This window comes from Nonomuraea rosea, from assembly GCF_039539705.1.
GTDB classification, from domain to species: domain Bacteria; phylum Actinomycetota; class Actinomycetes; order Streptosporangiales; family Streptosporangiaceae; genus Nonomuraea; species Nonomuraea rosea.
Genome location: NZ_BAABDQ010000029.1, coordinates 135,679 through 152,604 on the forward strand (window position 1 = coordinate 135,679; position 16,926 = coordinate 152,604).

The 16,926-nt window shown below is 72.7% G+C and carries 14 protein-coding genes; 4 read left to right on the plus strand and 10 right to left on the minus strand.

Annotation, left to right across the window (positions count from 1 at the left end):
* Positions 1-42 precede the first annotated feature (42 nt).
* Positions 43-2,826, minus strand: coding sequence for a DUF7507 domain-containing protein (locus tag ABEA43_RS45895; RefSeq protein ID WP_345572372.1), 2,784 nt, complete (start codon positions 2,824-2,826; stop codon positions 43-45).
* Positions 2,827-3,222: 396 nt separating this feature from the next.
* On the opposite strand from ABEA43_RS45895, the gene ABEA43_RS45900 reads away from it, so the two are divergent.
* Entirely contained in the window at positions 3,223-3,792 is a 570-nt protein-coding gene (locus ABEA43_RS45900) for an RICIN domain-containing protein (RefSeq protein WP_345572373.1), read from the plus strand.
* Between the two features lie 74 nt (positions 3,793-3,866).
* Here the strand turns inward: ABEA43_RS45900 and ABEA43_RS45905 are convergent, their stop codons facing one another.
* The 9 genes from ABEA43_RS45905 to ABEA43_RS45945 form a co-directional block, all read right to left on the minus strand.
* On the minus strand, positions 3,867-4,217 hold the full coding sequence (locus ABEA43_RS45905) for a DUF3703 domain-containing protein (protein WP_345572374.1): 351 nt from the start codon (positions 4,215-4,217) through the stop codon (positions 3,867-3,869).
* On the minus strand, positions 4,214-4,969 hold the full coding sequence (locus ABEA43_RS45910; protein ID WP_345572375.1) for a cation efflux transmembrane domain-containing protein: 756 nt from the start codon (positions 4,967-4,969) through the stop codon (positions 4,214-4,216). Before ABEA43_RS45910 ends, ABEA43_RS45905 begins: the two co-directional genes overlap by 4 nt.
* Positions 4,969-5,310 (minus strand): ArsR/SmtB family transcription factor, encoded by a 342-nt coding sequence (locus ABEA43_RS45915; RefSeq protein WP_345572376.1) that lies wholly within the window; start codon positions 5,308-5,310, stop codon positions 4,969-4,971. The genes ABEA43_RS45910 and ABEA43_RS45915 overlap by 1 nt, the downstream gene beginning before the upstream one ends.
* 93 nt (positions 5,311-5,403) lie before the next feature.
* Entirely contained in the window at positions 5,404-6,231 is an 828-nt protein-coding gene (locus tag ABEA43_RS45920; RefSeq protein WP_345572377.1) for an ABC transporter ATP-binding protein, read from the minus strand.
* Positions 6,225-7,247, minus strand: coding sequence for an ABC transporter ATP-binding protein (locus ABEA43_RS45925; protein WP_345572378.1), 1,023 nt, complete (start codon positions 7,245-7,247; stop codon positions 6,225-6,227). The genes ABEA43_RS45920 and ABEA43_RS45925 overlap by 7 nt, the downstream gene beginning before the upstream one ends.
* Complete coding sequence (locus ABEA43_RS45930; RefSeq protein WP_345572379.1) at positions 7,244-8,782, minus strand: ABC transporter substrate-binding protein; 1,539 nt, start codon at positions 8,780-8,782, stop codon at positions 7,244-7,246. Before ABEA43_RS45930 ends, ABEA43_RS45925 begins: the two co-directional genes overlap by 4 nt.
* A 62-nt stretch (positions 8,783-8,844) precedes the next feature.
* A complete protein-coding gene (locus ABEA43_RS45935) occupies positions 8,845-9,705 on the minus strand; it encodes an ABC transporter permease (protein ID WP_345572380.1) in 861 nt (286 codons plus the stop codon).
* Positions 9,702-10,631 (minus strand): ABC transporter permease, encoded by a 930-nt coding sequence (locus ABEA43_RS45940; protein WP_345572381.1) that lies wholly within the window; start codon positions 10,629-10,631, stop codon positions 9,702-9,704. The genes ABEA43_RS45935 and ABEA43_RS45940 overlap by 4 nt, the downstream gene beginning before the upstream one ends.
* Before the next feature lie 28 nt (positions 10,632-10,659).
* A complete protein-coding gene (locus ABEA43_RS45945) occupies positions 10,660-11,706 on the minus strand; it encodes a LacI family DNA-binding transcriptional regulator (protein ID WP_345572382.1) in 1,047 nt (348 codons plus the stop codon).
* A 195-nt stretch (positions 11,707-11,901) separates the two neighbouring features.
* Between ABEA43_RS45945 and ABEA43_RS45950 the strand changes: the two genes are divergently transcribed.
* The 3 genes from ABEA43_RS45950 to ABEA43_RS45960 are packed head-to-tail and all read left to right on the plus strand — an operon-like array spanning position 11,902 to position 16,918.
* Positions 11,902-12,870 (plus strand): dihydrodipicolinate synthase family protein, encoded by a 969-nt coding sequence (locus ABEA43_RS45950; RefSeq protein WP_345572383.1) that lies wholly within the window; start codon positions 11,902-11,904, stop codon positions 12,868-12,870.
* A 40-nt stretch (positions 12,871-12,910) separates the two neighbouring features.
* A complete protein-coding gene (locus ABEA43_RS45955; RefSeq protein ID WP_345572384.1) occupies positions 12,911-14,971 on the plus strand; it encodes a golvesin C-terminal-like domain-containing protein in 2,061 nt (686 codons plus the stop codon).
* Between the two features lie 60 nt (positions 14,972-15,031).
* Positions 15,032-16,918 carry a glycoside hydrolase family 127 protein gene (locus ABEA43_RS45960; RefSeq protein WP_345572385.1) on the plus strand — a complete coding sequence of 629 codons (1,887 nt, stop codon included), beginning with the start codon at positions 15,032-15,034 and terminating at the stop codon, positions 16,916-16,918.
* Positions 16,919-16,926: the final 8 nt, after the last annotated feature.

Genomic DNA, 16,926 nt, shown 5'->3' on the forward strand with positions numbered 1-16,926 from the left:
GGACTGATCCCGCGGGCGCCGTAGAGACCGGTTGCGCACCGATCAGTAGCGGGTGCTGAGGTTGAGGTTGATCGAGGCCAGCAGGGTCTGCGCCGTGGTGTACCGGAGCAGGTTCCCCGGCGAAGCCGGCAGCTCCAGCGTCGCCTGCCCGTGCCTGGCCGCCGCGGCAACGTTCGCCGTCCCCAGTTTCGTGGCGGTCAGCGACTCGATGCGGGTCGAGGCGTTGATCCGCCGCTCCCCCAGGTTCAGATAGATCGCCAGCAGCTCCGCCCGCAGCAGGGCCGGGGGCGTCACCGGCAGGGTGAGCACCCTGCGGACCTCCGCCACCGACAGCAGCCCGTCGGGTGCCGAGCCGTCGGCGCCGTCGAAGCGGGTGTCGGTGGCCTGCACCCGGGCCAGCAGTTCGGCCGGCACCTGGCCGGTGTGCAGCAGCCACAGCGCGGGCGGCCGGGGATCGCGGCCGGGCGGCTGCTCGGTCACCGTGCTGGTCGCCGTGGCACTCGCCGCCGGGTAGACGCACCCGCCCGCCCCTCCGTACGCCGCCGAGGCCCGCACGGTGACGGCGGTCCCGCCACCGGTCAGCAGGCTGGTGCGCACGGCGAATCGTGCGGTGCCCGTCGCGCCGGCGGCCACCGTTCCCACCTCCTGCCGCAAGGTGCGCGGCGAGACGTCGGCGGGCGCGTCGAGGGTGACGACCACGCCGGTGGCCGGGGCGGATCCGGTGTTGCGGTAGGTGACGGTGTAGGTGAGCGTCTCCCCCGCGCCGGCGGCCGCCGTCCCCTCCACGGCGACGGACATGCCGGGAATGTGGGCGGTGGTGGCCGCGGTGGCGGCGTTGTCGCCGAGCAGCCACTCGGGCTCGGGCCGCCCGGAGGAGTCGCGGCCGGTGACCGTCACCCGGTTGGTCAGCACCTGGCCGTCGGTGACCGTGCACGGCACCGTGTAGGTGACGCTCTCCTCGGCCCGCCGGCCCGCGGGCAGGTCGGCCAGCGTACGGGTGATGTCCTGGCCCGTGGGCGGGGTGTCGGTGATGGCGACGGTGGTGGCGGTGCTGGGCCCTGCGTTGCCGGTGGTGATCTTGTACGTCAGCTCGTCCCCGGGCCGCGCGTCGCCCTTGTCCACGCTCTTCGCCACGTTGAGATCGGCCGCCGCCAGCCGCTGCAGGTCCTCGGCGTCGATCTCCTCGGGAGCCGGCCCGTGCACGCCGTCGGAGAAGTAGGGGCTGTTGGTGAAGTTGTAGACCAGGCGGTCCCAGTCGGGGTTGCTGACCAGCTGCTGCCCGGCGGAGGGCACGTCGCATTCGGAGAACATGGTCAGATGGTTGAGGTCGACGGCGACCGACGGCTCCAGTTTGAGATCGCCGTTGGGCAGGAAGTCCACCTTCCAGTTGATCCGCCCGTTCGCGGGAGCGTGGAACCAGCGGCCGGCCCCGTTCCCGCCCCAGATGATGCGCCGCGTGCCCGCGCCTGACACGCCCGGCAGGGCCGTCTCGTCCAGCGCCGCCTCGTTCAGGGTCTGGACGTTGTTCAGGCGCTGGAAGTCCAGCGGCCGGTTCGGGTCGAGGTGCTCGCCGGCCGGCAGCGTGGCCACCGTGGCGAATTGCAGCGGGTAGTTCATGACGCTCAGGTAGTTCGGCTTGCAGTTGATCCGGTCCGCTGTGCCGTTGTCGGTACGGCCGCCGTGCCCGAGACCGAAGGTGTGGCCCAGTTCGTGCAGGAGCGTGGCCTGTTCCGCCTTGGCCCGGCCGCCGAACCTGCCCAGGTCCACCGCCGCGCCGAGCCTGCCGAGCGAGACGACGAAGTCGTTGCCGCCGCGGTCGTCCAGCTCGGCCCGGCCGGAGATGGTGTTGGGCACCGGGGTGCCGGCCGGGCCGGGCACGGTCGGCGGGGTCAGGCCGTTGATGAAGATGCCGTAACGGAAGTGCAGCCGCTTGAACAGCAGGATGCGGTCGCACTCCGGGCTGGTGCGGTCGGCGGGGGTGCCGAAGTGGCCGTCCTCGCCGCCGTGGGCGCAGGTCTGATCGGATCTGCCCGACTTGAGGTCGTCGAAGTCGTCGGCGGGCCCGGGATCGCGGGTGTCGTCGAAGCGCAGCGTCTCGCCGTAGGGCAGCTGCTCGTCGGGGAGCAGGTGCAGCGCCAGCCCTTGACCGCCGGTCGCCGGGTTGGTGATCGGGGCGTTCGAGAAGACCTGTTCGACGGCGGCCAGCACGCCGCTCTGCGGTGCGAGTCCGGCCATCCAGTCGATCTCGACGAACAGGTCACGCCGCCGCGGGTCGGCCCACTGCTCCAGGTGCAGGTCGATCGTGCCGTCGTCGTTGAAGTCCAGGCCGCGGTGCTCGGCGTAGTCGGTGAAGCTGTCGCCGTCGCTGTCCTCGAAGGTGTACGGCCGGATGTCGTAGCAGACCTGGACGGGGTGGCCGTCCCCGCCGCCCGTCGTGCAGCCCGTCGGGTCGGTGAGGTCGCCGGACAGCGAGCCGTCGACCAGGTCGAGCGTGAAGCGGGCCGCGCTGTCGCCGCTCCTGCGCGAGGCGTCGGCCAGGTCGTCACCGTTGGGGTCCGTGTCCGGGTCCTCGTCCATGATCCGGACGGCGAGGTCGACCGAGGGTAAGGAGGTGGAGACCTGAGTGGTCAGCGTCCAGCCCTCCGGGATGAACACCTGGGCCTTGTCGGGCACGACGGGGGTCGTCTTCGACTCCGAGCCGATGGACAGGATGGCGTAGAAGTCCGGCGGGCCCATGCCCGCCGCCTCGATGCCGGTGGCGTCGCAGGCCGACGCGCACTCGACCGACAGGATGCGCAGCGTCACCGGCTGCGTGGCCGGAGCCACGTTCCGGACCCCAGCCTGGGTCCCGGCCTGGGTCCCAGCCTGGGCCCCAGCCTGGGTCCCGGCCCGAGGACCGGCCTGCGCTCCGGCGGGTCCGCCCGGCAGCGCCACCAGGCCCAACATCACCAGCCCTGCGGCAACCCATGCCCTGCCCCATCGCGCCCCATTACCCATCTCTCGCTCCCTGCGTCCGGTGCTGTCCGGCTTTCAGGGTGGGTGGCGGGCACGTGCTGCGCATGAGTAGGGCAGTACTCAGTTACTCTGCGGGGCTTCCGACGGGTGGCCATGCGGGAAGGTCGCGTTCGGACCCATGGCCCGGCAAGGAACGGGACGAAACGCCTATCACGTAGACACGCGTCCCGCGTGCGCAAGATCCGTCAACCGCTCAAAGGAGCGAACGTGCGCAGATTGCTCTACACCGTCCTCACCGGGCTGGCGCTGTTGATCTCCCTGGGGGTGACATCGGCGACCGCCCAGGCCGCCGCGTTCCCGTCTACGGTGATCGCCACCACCTCCGGCATTCCCCGATGCATCGGGCCGCTCAACGGCGGCACGGCTGACGGCACTCCGCTGGTGCTGGCGAACTGCGCTGGAGCCAGTCAGCTCTGGCACGGCACCGGCGGCAACACGCCCGACCGCTCGGTCCGCCACGTCAGCGGCAAGTGCCTCAGCCTGGCCGTCACCAGCTCACCGGTTCCCGTGGGCACCCGGCTGGTGCTGCGGGACTGCAGCGGCGTCGTCCAGGGTGATCAGCAGTGGACGTTCGTCGCCTTGACCCCCGGCGGCCTCGACCGTATCTGGGTCCTGCGCAACGGGCCGTCCCTGAGATGCGCCACCGTGTCCGGCGGCGGCACTTCCTTCGGCACCCCCCTGGTGCTGCAGAACTGCTCCTTCCGCTTCGAGCAGCAGTGGGTGCTGGCGAACCCGCCGTCCACGTACGGGTTCTCCTTCGATGACGGGCTGGCCTGACCTCACGGCCAGACAGCCATGACGGCCTGTCCCTTCCGGCGGAAGGGACAGGCCCCTGAACCCCAGGGGCGCTCTCAGGCGGCCTGAAGCAGCTCGGCCAGGTCGGCGGGCATGGGCATGGGCTGGGTCAGGCCGACGCCGGCCCGGCCGGTGTTGCCCTCCGGATAGCGGCCCAGCGCGGAGCCGGGAGCGGCCACGATGATGCGGATCACCTGGCCGAAGGCTTCGCGCCGATCACGCTGGACGATGGCCAGGGCGAGCATGGCCATGTGGTTGCGGGTGTGCGGCCAGGGCCAGGGCTGGGAGAGGATGTGTGCGCGTTCCAGGTGCCGCCACCGCGGATCAGGGCCGGTGGCGTCGCGGGCGGCGTGCATCTCGGCGCGGTAGGCGGCGCGCACCTGGGCGGGCATCGGACGGCCGATCATGAGGGGGTCTCCTTCGTCGGGGGCGGGCAGCAGCCGTCGGCGCAGGGCTGGTCTGTCTGCTCCGGCCGGGCGCCGGCGATGGGTACGCAGCAGGTGTCCCCGCGCCAGGCCTCGCGGCCTTCCTTGACCGCGACGGCGGCGATGACCAGGGCGGCGATCGGGTCGGCCCACGACCAGCCGAACAGGCTGTTGAGCGCGAGACCGGCCAGCAGCACGGCGGACAGGTAGGTGCAGAGCAGGGTCTGCTTGGAGTCGGCGACGGCGGAGGCTGAGCCGAGTTCGCGGCCCGCGCGGCGCTGGGCGGCCGACAGGAACGGCATGACCAGCAGCGACAGGGCGGCCAGGATCAGGCCGGGGGTGGAATGTCCGGCTTCTCCGCCGACGCCCAGCAGGGCGCGGACGGCGTCGTAGGTGACGTAGGCGGCCAGCGCGAAGAACGAGATCGCGATGACGCGTAGCGCGGTCCTCTCGCGGCGTTCGTGGTCGGCGGCGGAGAACTGCCAGGCGACCGCGGTCGCGGAGGCGACCTCGACGATCGAGTCGAGGCCGAAGCCGATCAGGGCGGCGGAGGAGGCGACGGTGCCGGCGGTGATCGCGACGGCGGCCTCGATCACGTTGTACGTGATGGTGGCGGCGACCAGGAGCCGGATACGGCGCCGCAGCACGGTGCGCTGGTCCGACGAGGGTCCGAGGGCGAGGCCGGCGGCCGTCAGTCCCCCGTCCCCGGCGGCGCGGGTGCGGTCGGCGGCCATCAGCAGCAGTCCTCGTCGGTGGTGGCGGCGCAGGTGCGGTCGGCGTCGGTGGCCACCGCGACCACGGCGGTGCGCAGGTCGTCCAGGGCGTGGCCGAGCCGGGGGTCGGCCAGCTCGTAGCGGGTGCGGCGCCCGACCGGGACCGCCACGACCAGGCCGCAGTCGCGCAGGCAGGCCAGGTGGTTGGACAGCCGGGTCCGGGAGATGCCGAGCAGGTCGGCGAGCTCGGCGGGATGCGCCGGCGCCTCGCGCAGGGCGACCAGGATGCGGCAGCGGATCGGGTCGGCCAGAGCGCGGCCGAACCGGGCCAGCACCTCGATCTCGGTGGCGATCGTCAACATGACACCGACAATACACAAATACCTGAATTCACGAAATCCTGTACTCAGGAGTTCCGGCCGCCGGCGCGGATGAGGCCGTGCTCACCAAACGCGTTACGACTCCGCCGGGGACAGTTCGAGGGCGGCGTCGAGCAGGCTGCGGGTGTACTCGTGCTGCGGCGACCCCAGGACGTCCGTCGCCGGTCCTTCCTCCACCACCACACCGCGGCGCATGACGGCGATCCGGTCCGCGATCTGGTGCACCACCCCGAGGTCGTGGGAGATGAAGAGCATCGCCAGATGGTGGCGCTCACGCAGGTCGACCAGAAGCCGCAGGATCTGCGCCTGGACCGACACGTCCAGGGCGGACACCGCTTCGTCGCACACCAGCAGCCGCGGCCTGACCGCGAGGGCGCGGGCGATGCTGACCCGCTGGCACTGCCCGCCGGACAGTTCGTCCGCCCGGTGCCGGGCCACGCCCGCGTCGAGCCCGACGTCGTCGAGCAGGCGGTGCAGGGCATCGGTACGGTCGCCGTCCGGGGCCGAGCTCGGGTGGGTGCGCCAGGCCTCGTCGATGATCGCGGCCACGGTCATGCGCGGGCTGAGCGAGGAGCGCGGGTCCTGGAAGACCATCTGCGCGGCACGCTGCTGCGCCGTCGTGCGCCGCCCGACCGGTCCCACGGGCGCGCCGTCGAGCAGGACGGCGCCGGAGTCGGGCCGGACCAGGCCGACCACGGCACGGGCCACCGTGGTCTTGCCTGAGCCGGACTCCCCCACCAGGCCGACGATCTCGTCGGGAGCCACCGTGAGGCTCACACCGTCGACCGCGACGAACTCCCCGGACCCGCGGGAGCGGAGCCACGTGCCCCGGCGGCCGAAGCTGACCCGCAGGTCGCGTACCTCCAGCAGGTCTTCCTGCGCGTCGGCGGCTTCCTTCAGCACGGCTGCAGCTCCTCGGCGAAGTGGCACGCGGCCCACCGGCCGGGCGCGACGGATCTCGTCTGCGGTTCCTCGGTACGGCACCGCTCACGGGCCAGCGGGCACCGGGGATGGAACGCGCACCCGGCCGGCCGGTTCGCCGGGGTGGCCGGGGTGCCCGGCAGCGGGTGCGCCAGCGCGGTACGGGTCCGCACCGCGGGCACGCTGTCGACCAGCGCGCGGGTGTACGGGTGGGCGGGGCGGGCCAGCACCGCCGCGGTGGGGCCGCGCTCGGCGACCCGCCCGGCGTACATGACGACGACCTGGTGCGCGACGTGCGCCACGACCCGCAGGTCGTGGCTGACCAGCAGCATCGCCAGCCCCTGGTCCTCCTGGATGGAGCGCAGCAGGCGCAGGATGCGCGCCTGCACGGTCACGTCCAGGGCGGTGGTGGGCTCGTCGGCGAGCAGCAGCGCCGGGCTGCCCGCCAGGGCGAGGGCGATCATGGCCCGTTGCCGCATCCCGCCGGAGAACTCGTGCGGGTAGCCGCGCATCCGCGTGGCCGGTTCGGGGATGCCGGCGAGGTCGAGCAGTTCGACGACCCGCCGCTGGACCTCGGCTCGGGGGCGGCCGGCGCGGCGGAGGATCTCGCCCACCTGGCGGCCGATCGTCTGGGACGGGTTGAGCGCGGCCAGCGGGTCCTGGAAGATCATCGCGATCTCGTGGCCGCGCAGCCGGCGCCTCCGGGCAGGGCTCGCCCGGAGGAGGTTCTCGCCTTGCCAGCGCAGCTCCCCACCGGTCGCCGCGCCGCCGGGGAGCAGGCCGAGCACGGCGTTCGCGGTCATCGTCTTGCCGCTGCCCGACTCGCCGATGAGCCCGACCGTCGTCGCCGGCGGGATGTCGAACGTCACCCGGTCGACGACGCGGACGGCGCCCGCGGCGGCGGGCAGGTCGACGACCAGCCCGTCCACCTCGAGCAGCCCGTCCGTCTCCAGCATCGGGCCGTCCTGCGCCGCGGCCGGCGTCCGCGTCCGGCTCACGAGCTGCTGACCTGCATGCCGGCGAAGTCGGGCAGCCCGTTGGGGTCCGGGGTGACGCCGGTGACGCGGTGGTTCCAGGCGTAGGCGTACTTGACGGCCATCGGGAACATGCCGACCGCGTCCGACCAGATGATCTTGCTGGCCTCGCCGTACAGCTTGACCCGCTCGTCCTTGTCCGGGCTCGCCCCGGCGGCGGCGAGCAGCTTGTCGAGCTCGGGGTTGCAGTAGCCGTTGCGCTTGGCCGCGCACGGGTACAGCCGGCCGAGCGTGTTGGCGGCGTCGAACGTGGGGTTCGACAGCTGCTGGAAGTTGACGTCCCAGTTCAGGGCGAGCAGGTCCTTGGTGAACACCGCCTGCTCCTTCTCCAGCAGGTCCACCTGGACGCCGATCTTCTGCAGGTCGGAGACGATCGCCTGGTTGAACGGCCGGAACTCGGCGTTGGCGAACTGCAGCCGCAGCTTGGCGGAGAAGTCGAAGCCGGCGGCGGTCAGCGCCGCCTTCGCCGCGGCCGGGTCGTACGTGACGGGCTCCTGGGGGACGTGGCCGAGGGTGACAGGCGAGACCGGGGCGTCGGCCAGGGTGCCCGTCTGCGGGTAGAGGCGCTTGATGATGGTGGCGAAGTCGACCGCCTGCCACAGCGCCCGGCGCACCTTGGCCTCCTTCAGCTCCGGGGTGGAGGAGTTGAACCACATGGTGAACACGGCGGTGCTCGGCACCGTCTCGACCTTGAGGGTGGAGTCGCTCTGCAGCCCGCCGAGCTGGTCGTCGGGGATGCCCCAGACGAGGTCCGCCTCACCGGTGCGCAGCGCGGTCAGCCGGGCCGCGAGCTCGGGCATCTTGCGGATGGTCACCCGCTTGACCTTCGGCGCCCCGCCGTAGTAGCCGGCGTTCGGCACCAGCACGAGCGTCCCGGAGGAGTCGTACTTCTCCACCTTGAACGGCCCGGATCCGACCGGGTTCTGGAAGAACGCCGGGTTCTCACCGGTCAGGCTCGCGGGCACCACGTAGAAGATGGCCAGCTTGTACGGCACCGCCGCGTCCGGTTTCGCCGCCTTCAGCACCACCTCGGAGGGCGACGTGGCGGTCATCGTGTAGCCCGCGAAGTTGGCCGCGTTCGTGCTCTTGAGCTCCAGGAGCCGCTTGAACGAGGCCACGACGTCGTCGGCGGTGAGGGGCTTGCCGTCGCTGAACTTCACCCCCGGACGCAGCGTGAACGTCCACTGCGAGGCGGTGCTGTCCGGCTTCCACTCGGTGGCGAGGTCGCCCTGCAGGGTGCCGTCGGGGCGCGGCCGCACCAGCCGGCTGAAGATCGCCTGCGAGGCCAGCTGGGTGCCGGTGGCGCTGCCGCCCGTGGGGCTGGCCGAGTCGAGGCTGTCGATCGCGTACGTGCCGGCGACGGTGATCTCGCCGCCACCGGTGCCGCCACCGTCTCCGCCACCGCTGGCGGAGCTGCAGCCGCTGAGCGCGACGGCCGCGGCGGTGATCAGGACGAGTGCCGCGAGCCGCGGTTTACGTGAGGCAAGAGGTCTGGTCATGGACGTCTTCCCGCCTTCCGGGGGTTTTCTGGGGGGTGCTTGTGCGGGGAAGGGAGGCCGGCTCATCGGAGGTGCCCGCGTCCGTGCCGGGCGGTGAGCTGGTCGCCGAGGATCCCGATGTTGACGATCAGCAGCGACAGGGCGATGCCGGGCAGAGCCGAGATCCACCAGGCGGTTTCGAGGTACTGCTTTCCGTTCGCGATGGTCTGGCCCCAGGACACCGCCGAGTTGGGCAGGCCGATGCCGAGGAAGCTGAGCCCGGCTTCGGCCAGCACGACGAGGGCGAACTCCAGCGTCGCCAGGGCGACCACCGGGCCCACCGTGAGCGGCAGGATGTGACGTACCAGGATCGAGACCGGCCGCACGCCGAGGACGCGGGCCGCGTCGATGAAGGCCCGCTCCCGCACCGACAGGGCGACGCCGCGGGTGACCCGCGCGAAGGAGATCCACGCCGTCGCCGACAGCGCGGTCACCACCACCACGACGCTGCGCTCGAAGGCGCCGGCGATGACGATGGTCAGCAGGATCGCCGGGAAGGCGAGCAGGATGTCGATGCCGCGGGCGAGCGCCATGTCCGGCCAGCCGCGGAAGTAGCCGGCGACGATGCCGACGCTCACACCGATCAGGCAGGAGACGACGACCGTCGAGACACCGATGATCACCGACGTGCGGGCGCCGTAGACGACCTGCGCGAGGACGTCACGGCCGAGGCCGTCGGTGCCGAACCAGGCGATCGCGCCCGACGCGACCTGCGATCCCGGGCCGAGCAGCCGGTCGTCGAGCGAGACGCGCACCGGGTTGTAGTCGATGAGCAGCGGGCCGATCCCGCCGGCGACGACGTAGAGGGCGAGCACGATGTAGGGGATCCTGCCGAGCCACCGCCCGCCCACGACGAGCCGGCGACCGGCGGCGACGGCCGTCATGACGCACCGTCCAGCTTGATGCGCGGATCGAGCTGGGAGTACAGCAGGTCGGCCAGCAGGTTGAACAGCATCACGATGCCCGCGATCAGGAAGGTGGCCGCCTGCACGACGGCGTAGTCGCGGTTGGAGACCGCGTCCACCACGAGGGTGCCGAGCCCGGGCCAGGCGAAGACGTTCTCGACCACGACCGCGCCGCCCATCAGGCCGCCCATGTGCAGCCCGACGATGGTCACCACGGGGATGAGCGAGTTGCGCAGCGCGTGGCCGAGCAGCACCTGCGGCTCGGTGAGCCCTTTGGAGCGAGCCGTCTGGATGTACGGCTCACGCATCGTCTCCGCGACGCTCGTCCTGGTCAGGCGGGCCACGATGGCGGTGAACGGCAACGCCAGCGTGACCGCCGGGAGGATGAGGTGCGCGGGCGTGCCCGCTCCCGCGCTGGGCAGCAGGCGGATCACCAGGGCGAAGATGAGGATCAGCATGATGCCGACCCAGAAGGTGGGGAACGACTGCAGCGCGATGGTGCCCGCGCTGACCACCCGGTCGACGACGCCGCCGGGACGCCCGCCGGCCAGCAGCCCCAGCACGAGCCCGGCCACCACGGCGATGAGGGTGGAGGCGAGCATCAGGTCCACGGTCGCGGGCAGGCGCTCGAACACCTCCGACATCGCCGGCCGGGCGAACCGGTAGGAGTCGCCGAAGTGCAGCCTCGCCACGTCGGCCAGGTAGCTGAAGTACTGGGCGGACATCGGCCGGTCGAGCCCGAGCTCCGCGGTGAGCTCGGCCACCTGCTCCCGGCTCGCCTCGGGGCCCAGCAGGATCGTCACCGGATCGCCGGGGGCGACCCGGACGATGAGGAAGATGAGCGAGGCGGCTCCCCACATCACCAGCACGCCGACGAGCAGCCGTTTGGCGATGATCCGGATCATGTGGGCCGCCCCGCGGTGACAGGGTTGGTCACTGCTCTCTCCTTGGTGGGGCCACCGTCGTGCCCGGCATCAGGGGGCATTCGACGTACTCTCTGCGGGCCTCCGGCTCGGGCGCCTCCAGCAGCCGCACCAGCAGGTGGGTGGCCTGCCGGCCCATCTGCTCGCGGGGGACCGTCAGGCCGGTCCAGGGTGTGTCGGTGCGGCGGGCGCCGATGGGGTCGCCCAGCGCGACGATGCTCAGGTCGCCGGGAACCGACAGCTCCTGGCGCTGCGCGCAGGCCAGGAGCTCCTCGGCGAGCAGGATCTGCTCGGCCACCACGGCGGTGATGCCGCCGTGCCGGATCTCCGCCAGCAGCCCCGGCACGTCGTCGGGGGACTCCAGCGTCCAGGCCGGGCCGGCCAGCCGCCTGGCCTCCCCGGCGGGCGCGGCCTCCCGGAATCCCTTCTCCCTGTCACGGCTGGGCTGCGCGCCGCCGTCGCCGATACGGGCGTAGGCGACGCGCCGGTGCCCCAGCTCGAACAGCCGCTCGGTGAGCTGCCTGGTCGCCCCGGTGTAGTCGGCGGCCACGTAGGAGACCGGCGCTCCGGACACCTCGCGATGCCCTATGTAGACGAACGGGTAGCCGGTGTCGCGCAGCCGTTCGATCTCCTTGACGTTGGGGTCGCGCCCGAGCAGCAGCGCGCCGTCGGCGAGCGACAGCCGGGTCGATCCGTCGCGGAAGACCTGCCGCGCGCCGCCGACGCTGGTGAACATCAGCAGGTCGTATCCGAGGTCCGCGGCCGCCTGCTCCATGCCGAGCAGGAACGGGAAGTAGAAGTCCACGCTGGTCGTCGGGAAGACCGGTTCGAAGGTGTACACCCCGATGATCTTGTTCTGGCCGCCGGCGAGTGAGCGTGCCGACGCGTTGGCGACGTAACCCCACTCGCGAATCGCCGCCAGCACCCGCTCCCGGGTCGTCGGGCTGATCCGGACGTCGTCCCGCTCATTGAGCACGAGCGAGACGGTGGCCTGGCTGACTCCGGCGAGGCGCGCGATGTCGGCCTGTGTCGGCCTTCGCACCGGTCCTCGACTCATCCGAGCCTCCTGCTAATGCGCCTAACACGGTGAGCGCAAAGTCTTGCTCTCGATTCTGTGAGATGTCAATGGACCTGGGAAACCTGCTGATCAAACAAGCTCAGGTAATCAGCTCGAAACACTAATACCCATTAGCATCTGGCCTTCTTGGCAGATCATCGGTACCGTCCGGAAGCACTCGCCGAGGGAGGCGCCATGGCCGCCGTTGCCGAACCGTCCGACCACGTGGTCGCCGGAGTGATCATTCCGCTGGTCACCGCGCTCGACCGGCGCGGGCAGCCCGACCCGCCGGCCGTCCGGCCGCTGCTGACCCACCTCGCGGCCGGGGGCGTCCGCACGCTGATGCTGGCCGGCACCAACGGCGAGGGCCCGCTGCTGCCCGCCGGCGCCGTCCGGGCGTACGCGGTGGAGGTGTCGGCCATGTGGCGCGACCTGGCCGGGCCGTCCGCCCGGATCATGGTCACCGCCGCTGGCACCGGCACCCGCGACACCCTGGAGCGGGTGGAGAGCCTCGACGGCCTCGACCTGGACGCCCTGGTCGTGCTGGCGCCGACGTACTTCCGGCACACCGAACGCGAACTGCACGCCCACTTCCGCGCCGCCGCCCGCCACGGCAGGCCCGTCGTGATCTACAACAGTCCCGGCTACACCGGCAACCCGATCCCCGTCTCCCTGATGCGCGGCCTGCTCGGCGAGCCGAACATCGTCGGCCTCAAGGACAGCTCGGGCGACATCGCCCTGTTCGCGCGGTTCTGCGCTCTTGCCGCGGAGCGGCCCGCCTTCCAGACGGCCCAGGGCGCCGAGCGGCAGCTCGCCGAGGGGCTGCGCCTGGGGGCCGCCGGGCTGGTGCCGGGCGTGGGCATGCTCGCGCCGGCCCTCTGCGTCGGGCTGCTCCAGGCCGTCCGCGCCGGCGACCACGCCGCCGCGGCCGCGCGGCAGGGCGACGTCGACCGGCTGACCGCGCTCTTCGGGATCCGCCCTGGCTCCAGCGGCATCGTCGTCATCAAGACCGCGCTGCACGAGCTCGGGCTGTGCCCGCCGCACGCCGCGGAGCCGTTCCTGCCTCTCACGGAATCCGAGCTCGCCGCGCTGCGCGACGCGCTGGCCGAGGTCGGCCCCCTCGTACGGCCGCACGCCCTGCAGTCAGGGCGCCGACCGGAGTAATCACCCCCCGTCCTCTGGAAGATCACCCGAGGAGTGCCCCATGCCCATCAGCCGCCGCACGTTCGCCCTCGCGCTCGCCGCGGGCGCCGCCCTTCCCTTACCCGCCCGCGCCGCGCAGGCCGCGGCCGCGCCCTTCTTCGCGGAGACCACCTTGTGGGACTCCGCCGTGGATCCGCTGGCCAGTTACCACGTGTACGGCCTGGCCGCGCTGCCCGACGACACGATCCTGGCCTGCACGGAGGGCCGGCACGAGGTGTGCGACGCCGGCCCGCACGACCTGCTCATCCGCCGCAGCATCGACAAGGGACAGACCTGGAGCCCCTCCCATGCCGTGGTGCCGTCCACCGGCGGCCAGTGCTGGGCCAACCCCACGTTCGTGGTGGACCGGGTGACGAGCGAGGTGTTCCTGTTCTTCGGCCTCTGCGTGCGGCTGCCGGAGAACACCAGCTGCTCCGCGGACTCCAGCACGATGTACGTCATCTCCAGCACGGACGGCGGCGTCACCTGGGGCGATCGGCGCGAGCTGACCAGCCTGTTCGGCCACTTCCCGCACAACTGGGCCATGCACGGCCCGGGACCCGGCCACGGCATCCAGCTCGACTCGGGCCGGCTGCTCCTGTCCGTCGGCCACCGGACGATCATCACCGGCGTCCCGGCCGCCGACCGCCACTACGGCGTCTCCACCCTCTACAGCGACGACCACGGGGCCACCTGGCGGTCCGGCGGCGAGGTGCCGATCGGCACGGGCCTGCCCGTCATGGGGGAGTCCAGGCTGGTCCAGCGCGCGGACGGCACGGTCGTGCTGAACAGCCGGCCCGGCTCGGGCGGCGACTGGCCGCGCGATGTCGCGGTCAGCCAGGACGGCGGCCTGAGCTGGTCGCTGCCCGCCATGGAGTTCGGGGCCGGGCTGTTCAACGGCGTCGACACCGGTTTCCAGCGCTACACCGGCGGCCCGGGCAGCCAGGACGTCAACCGGGTGCTGTTCAGCCACCCGGACTCGCCCATGCGCTGGAACATGACCGTCTCGGTGAGCTACGACGAAGGCGACTCCTTCAGGTACAGCCGGGCCGTGCACCCGGGCCGCAGCTACTATTCGGACCTGGCGTCCCTGTCCGACGGCACGATCATCCTCCTGTACGGCTGCGACGGCGACCTCGACGGCACCCCGCAGCGGGTGTCCGCGGCCCGCTTCAACCTCGAATGGCTGACCGCGGGCCGGGACAGCCTGGCCACCGGCCCGAACCTGACCACGCAGGACCACAACCTGGGCCGGCCGCTGGCGCGCTCGGGCGGAACGGTGAAAGTGCTGCGCGACGTCAACGCCGGGGAGGACGCCCGCCTGGCCTTCGCGCCCGCCGCGGTCGGTGACTTCGTCGAGTACCCCTTCGTCGTCGCCCGCGACGGCGAGCACGAGTTGTGGGTGCGCTATTACCGGTCGTCGGACGGCGGCCTCATGACGGTGACCGTGGACGGGACGAAGCCCCGCACCTCCACGGTGGACCTGACGGCGTTCCGGGGCGACGGCCACGACGTCGTCCTGCTGGACCGGCTGCGGCTGACGGCCGGCCGGCACACCGTCCGCTTCACGCTGGCCGGCGCCGGCCGGGGCGGCGGCACGGCCATCTCGCTCGACCGGCTCACCCTCGTCCAGGCGGCCGCCACGCCCGACGTCCGCGAGGAGGTCACGGTCGACAACGGCGGTCTCGGCTTCGGCGTCACGGGCACCTGGGCGAGCGGCAGGAGCATCCCCGGCTATTACGGCTTCAACTACGTGACGCACGCCCGCGGCACCGGCACGAACACGGCCCGCTGGCGGCCGGCCCTGCCCGGCGACGACCGGTACCAGGTGCTCGTCTCCTACACGGCCGACCCCAACCGGGCGACCAACGCCGTCTACGCCGTCCACCACGCGAGCGGCACCACCTCGGTGACGGTCAACCAGGAGCAGCGCGGCGTGCCCGACGTGCGCACCGGCGAGTGGAAGTCCCTGGGCACGTTCACCTTCCGCGCCGGCATCGCCGGGTACGTCGAGCTCAGCGACGCGGCCAACGGCTACGTCATCGCCGACGCCGTACGCTTCCGCCGGCAGGCGCGCTCATGACCGCCGTGCCCGGCCCGGAGGCGCGCTCATGACCGCCGTGCCCGGCCCGGAGGCGCGGTCATGACCGCCGTGCCCGGCCCGGAGGCGGCGGTGGCCCTGCGTCCGCTGCCGCCCCGGGCCGCCCGCGTGACCGGCGGCTTCTGGGCCCGGCGCCTGGAGGCCAACCGCGCCGCGATCCCCCTCGGACGCGAACGGCTCGCCGGGGCGGGCAGCATCGGCAACCTCCGGATCGCCGCGGGCGAGGCCACCGGCGCGGCGGAGGGGGCCGGCTTCCGGGACTCCGACGTCTACAAATGGCTGGAGGCGGTCGCCTGGGAGTACGCCCGCGACCCCGCGGAAGGGCTGCTGGCGGAGCTGCGCGAGCTCGGCGGCACGATCGCGGCGGCCCAGCGCGCGGACGGATACCTGAACTCCGTCGTCCAGATCCGCGGCGAGGAGCCGTACGCGCGGCTGTGGAACAGCCACGAGCTCTACTGCGCCGGCCACCTGTTCCAGGCCGCGGTCGCCGCGGCCCGCGCGACCGGTGAGAAGGGGCTGCTGCGGGTCGCCACCCGGCTCGCCGACCACCTCGCCGGCACGTTCGGCCCCGGCCTGCGCGGCGAGCTGGACGGACACCCCGTGGTGGAGACGGCGCTGGTCGAGCTGTACCGGGAGACGGGGGTGCGCCGGTATCTGGACCTGGCCCGGCACTTCGTCGAGGCCCGCGGCCACGGCCTGGCCACGAAACCGGGCTTCGACCCCTCGCACTACGGCGACCCCGGCCACTACTCCGACCGGCTGCCCGTCCGTGAGGCACGGGGGCCGGAGGGGCACGCCGTGCGCGCCGTCTACTTCGCCGCGGGCGCCACCGACGTCGCCATCGAGGCCGGCGACGCCGGGCTGCTGGCCGCGCTACGCCGGCAGTACGACACGATGCGCCGCGGCCGGCAGCACGTCACCGGCGCGGTCGGCGCACGCTGGGACGGCGAGGCGTTCGGCGAGGACTACGAGCTGCCGCCCGACCGGGCCTACGCGGAGACCTGCGCCGCGATCGGGACGCTGCAGTGGGCGTGGCGGCTGCTGCTGGCCACCGGGGAGTCCGGCTACGCCGACCAGATCGAGCTGCTGCTGTACAACGCCGTGCTGCCCGCGGTGTCGCTGACCGGCGCGGACTACTTCTACGTCAACACGCTGCACCGGCGCACCGGCGCGCGCGGCGACCTGCAGCGGTCACCGGCGCACGGCCGCCGCCCGTGGTTCAACTGCGCCTGCTGCCCGCCCAACGTGATGCGCACGCTGGCCGCGCTCCCCGCCTACCTGGCCACCGGCGGCGACGACGGGCTCCAGGTGCACCAGTACGCCCCCGGCACGCTGGCCTCCGGCGGGCTCACCGTGGACGTCGGCACCGGCTACCCGTGGGACGGCCTGGTCACCGTGACCGTGCGGCAGGCGCCGCCGCGCGAGACGGAGCTGGCGCTGCGCGTACCGGAATGGGCCGGAGGATCCACCCTCGACGGCGAGCCGGTGGCGGCCGGCGGCTACGCCCGCGTGCGCCGGGTGTTCCAGGCCGGCGACGTGGTGCGGCTGCGGATGCCCATGCCCGCCCGGCTCCTGGCGGCGGGCGACCGCGTGGACGCCACCCGCGGCTGCGTCGCCGTCACCCGCGGGCCGCTGGTCTACGCGATCGAACAGCCCGACCAGCCGTCCGGCGCCGTCCTGGAGGACCTCCGCATCGATCCCGCCGTACCGCCGCGCCCCGAACACCGGCAGGACCTGCTCGGCGGCGTGACCGTGCTGCGCGCGGACGGCGCGCTCGCGCGGGGACCCGGCGACTCCCCGTACCGGCCCTACGGGCAGCCCGCCCCGGCCGGGCCGGCCGCGGACCTCACCTTGATCCCCTACTACGCCTGGGCCAACCGCGGCCCGCACGCCATGCGGGTCTGGATCCCCTGCCTGCAGTCCACGTGAAGGAAGAC

Excerpts from the sequence above, each read along its gene's own strand:
- ABEA43_RS45960 (WP_345572385.1), top strand. The coding sequence starts at position 15,032 with ATGACCGCCGTGCCCGGCCCGGAGGCGGCGGTGGCCCTGCGTCCGCTG.
- ABEA43_RS45915 (WP_345572376.1), bottom strand. The coding sequence starts at position 5,310 with ATGTTGACGATCGCCACCGAGATCGAGGTGCTGGCCCGGTTCGGCCGC.
- ABEA43_RS45945 (WP_345572382.1), bottom strand. The coding sequence starts at position 11,706 with ATGAGTCGAGGACCGGTGCGAAGGCCGACACAGGCCGACATCGCGCGC.
- ABEA43_RS45930 (WP_345572379.1), bottom strand. The coding sequence starts at position 8,782 with ATGACCAGACCTCTTGCCTCACGTAAACCGCGGCTCGCGGCACTCGTC.
- ABEA43_RS45905 (WP_345572374.1), bottom strand. The coding sequence starts at position 4,217 with ATGATCGGCCGTCCGATGCCCGCCCAGGTGCGCGCCGCCTACCGCGCC.
- ABEA43_RS45955 (WP_345572384.1), top strand. The coding sequence starts at position 12,911 with ATGCCCATCAGCCGCCGCACGTTCGCCCTCGCGCTCGCCGCGGGCGCC.
- ABEA43_RS45950 (WP_345572383.1), top strand. The coding sequence starts at position 11,902 with ATGGCCGCCGTTGCCGAACCGTCCGACCACGTGGTCGCCGGAGTGATC.
- ABEA43_RS45940 (WP_345572381.1), bottom strand. The coding sequence starts at position 10,631 with ATGATCCGGATCATCGCCAAACGGCTGCTCGTCGGCGTGCTGGTGATG.
- ABEA43_RS45910 (WP_345572375.1), bottom strand. The coding sequence starts at position 4,969 with ATGGCCGCCGACCGCACCCGCGCCGCCGGGGACGGGGGACTGACGGCC.
- ABEA43_RS45935 (WP_345572380.1), bottom strand. The coding sequence starts at position 9,705 with ATGACGGCCGTCGCCGCCGGTCGCCGGCTCGTCGTGGGCGGGCGGTGG.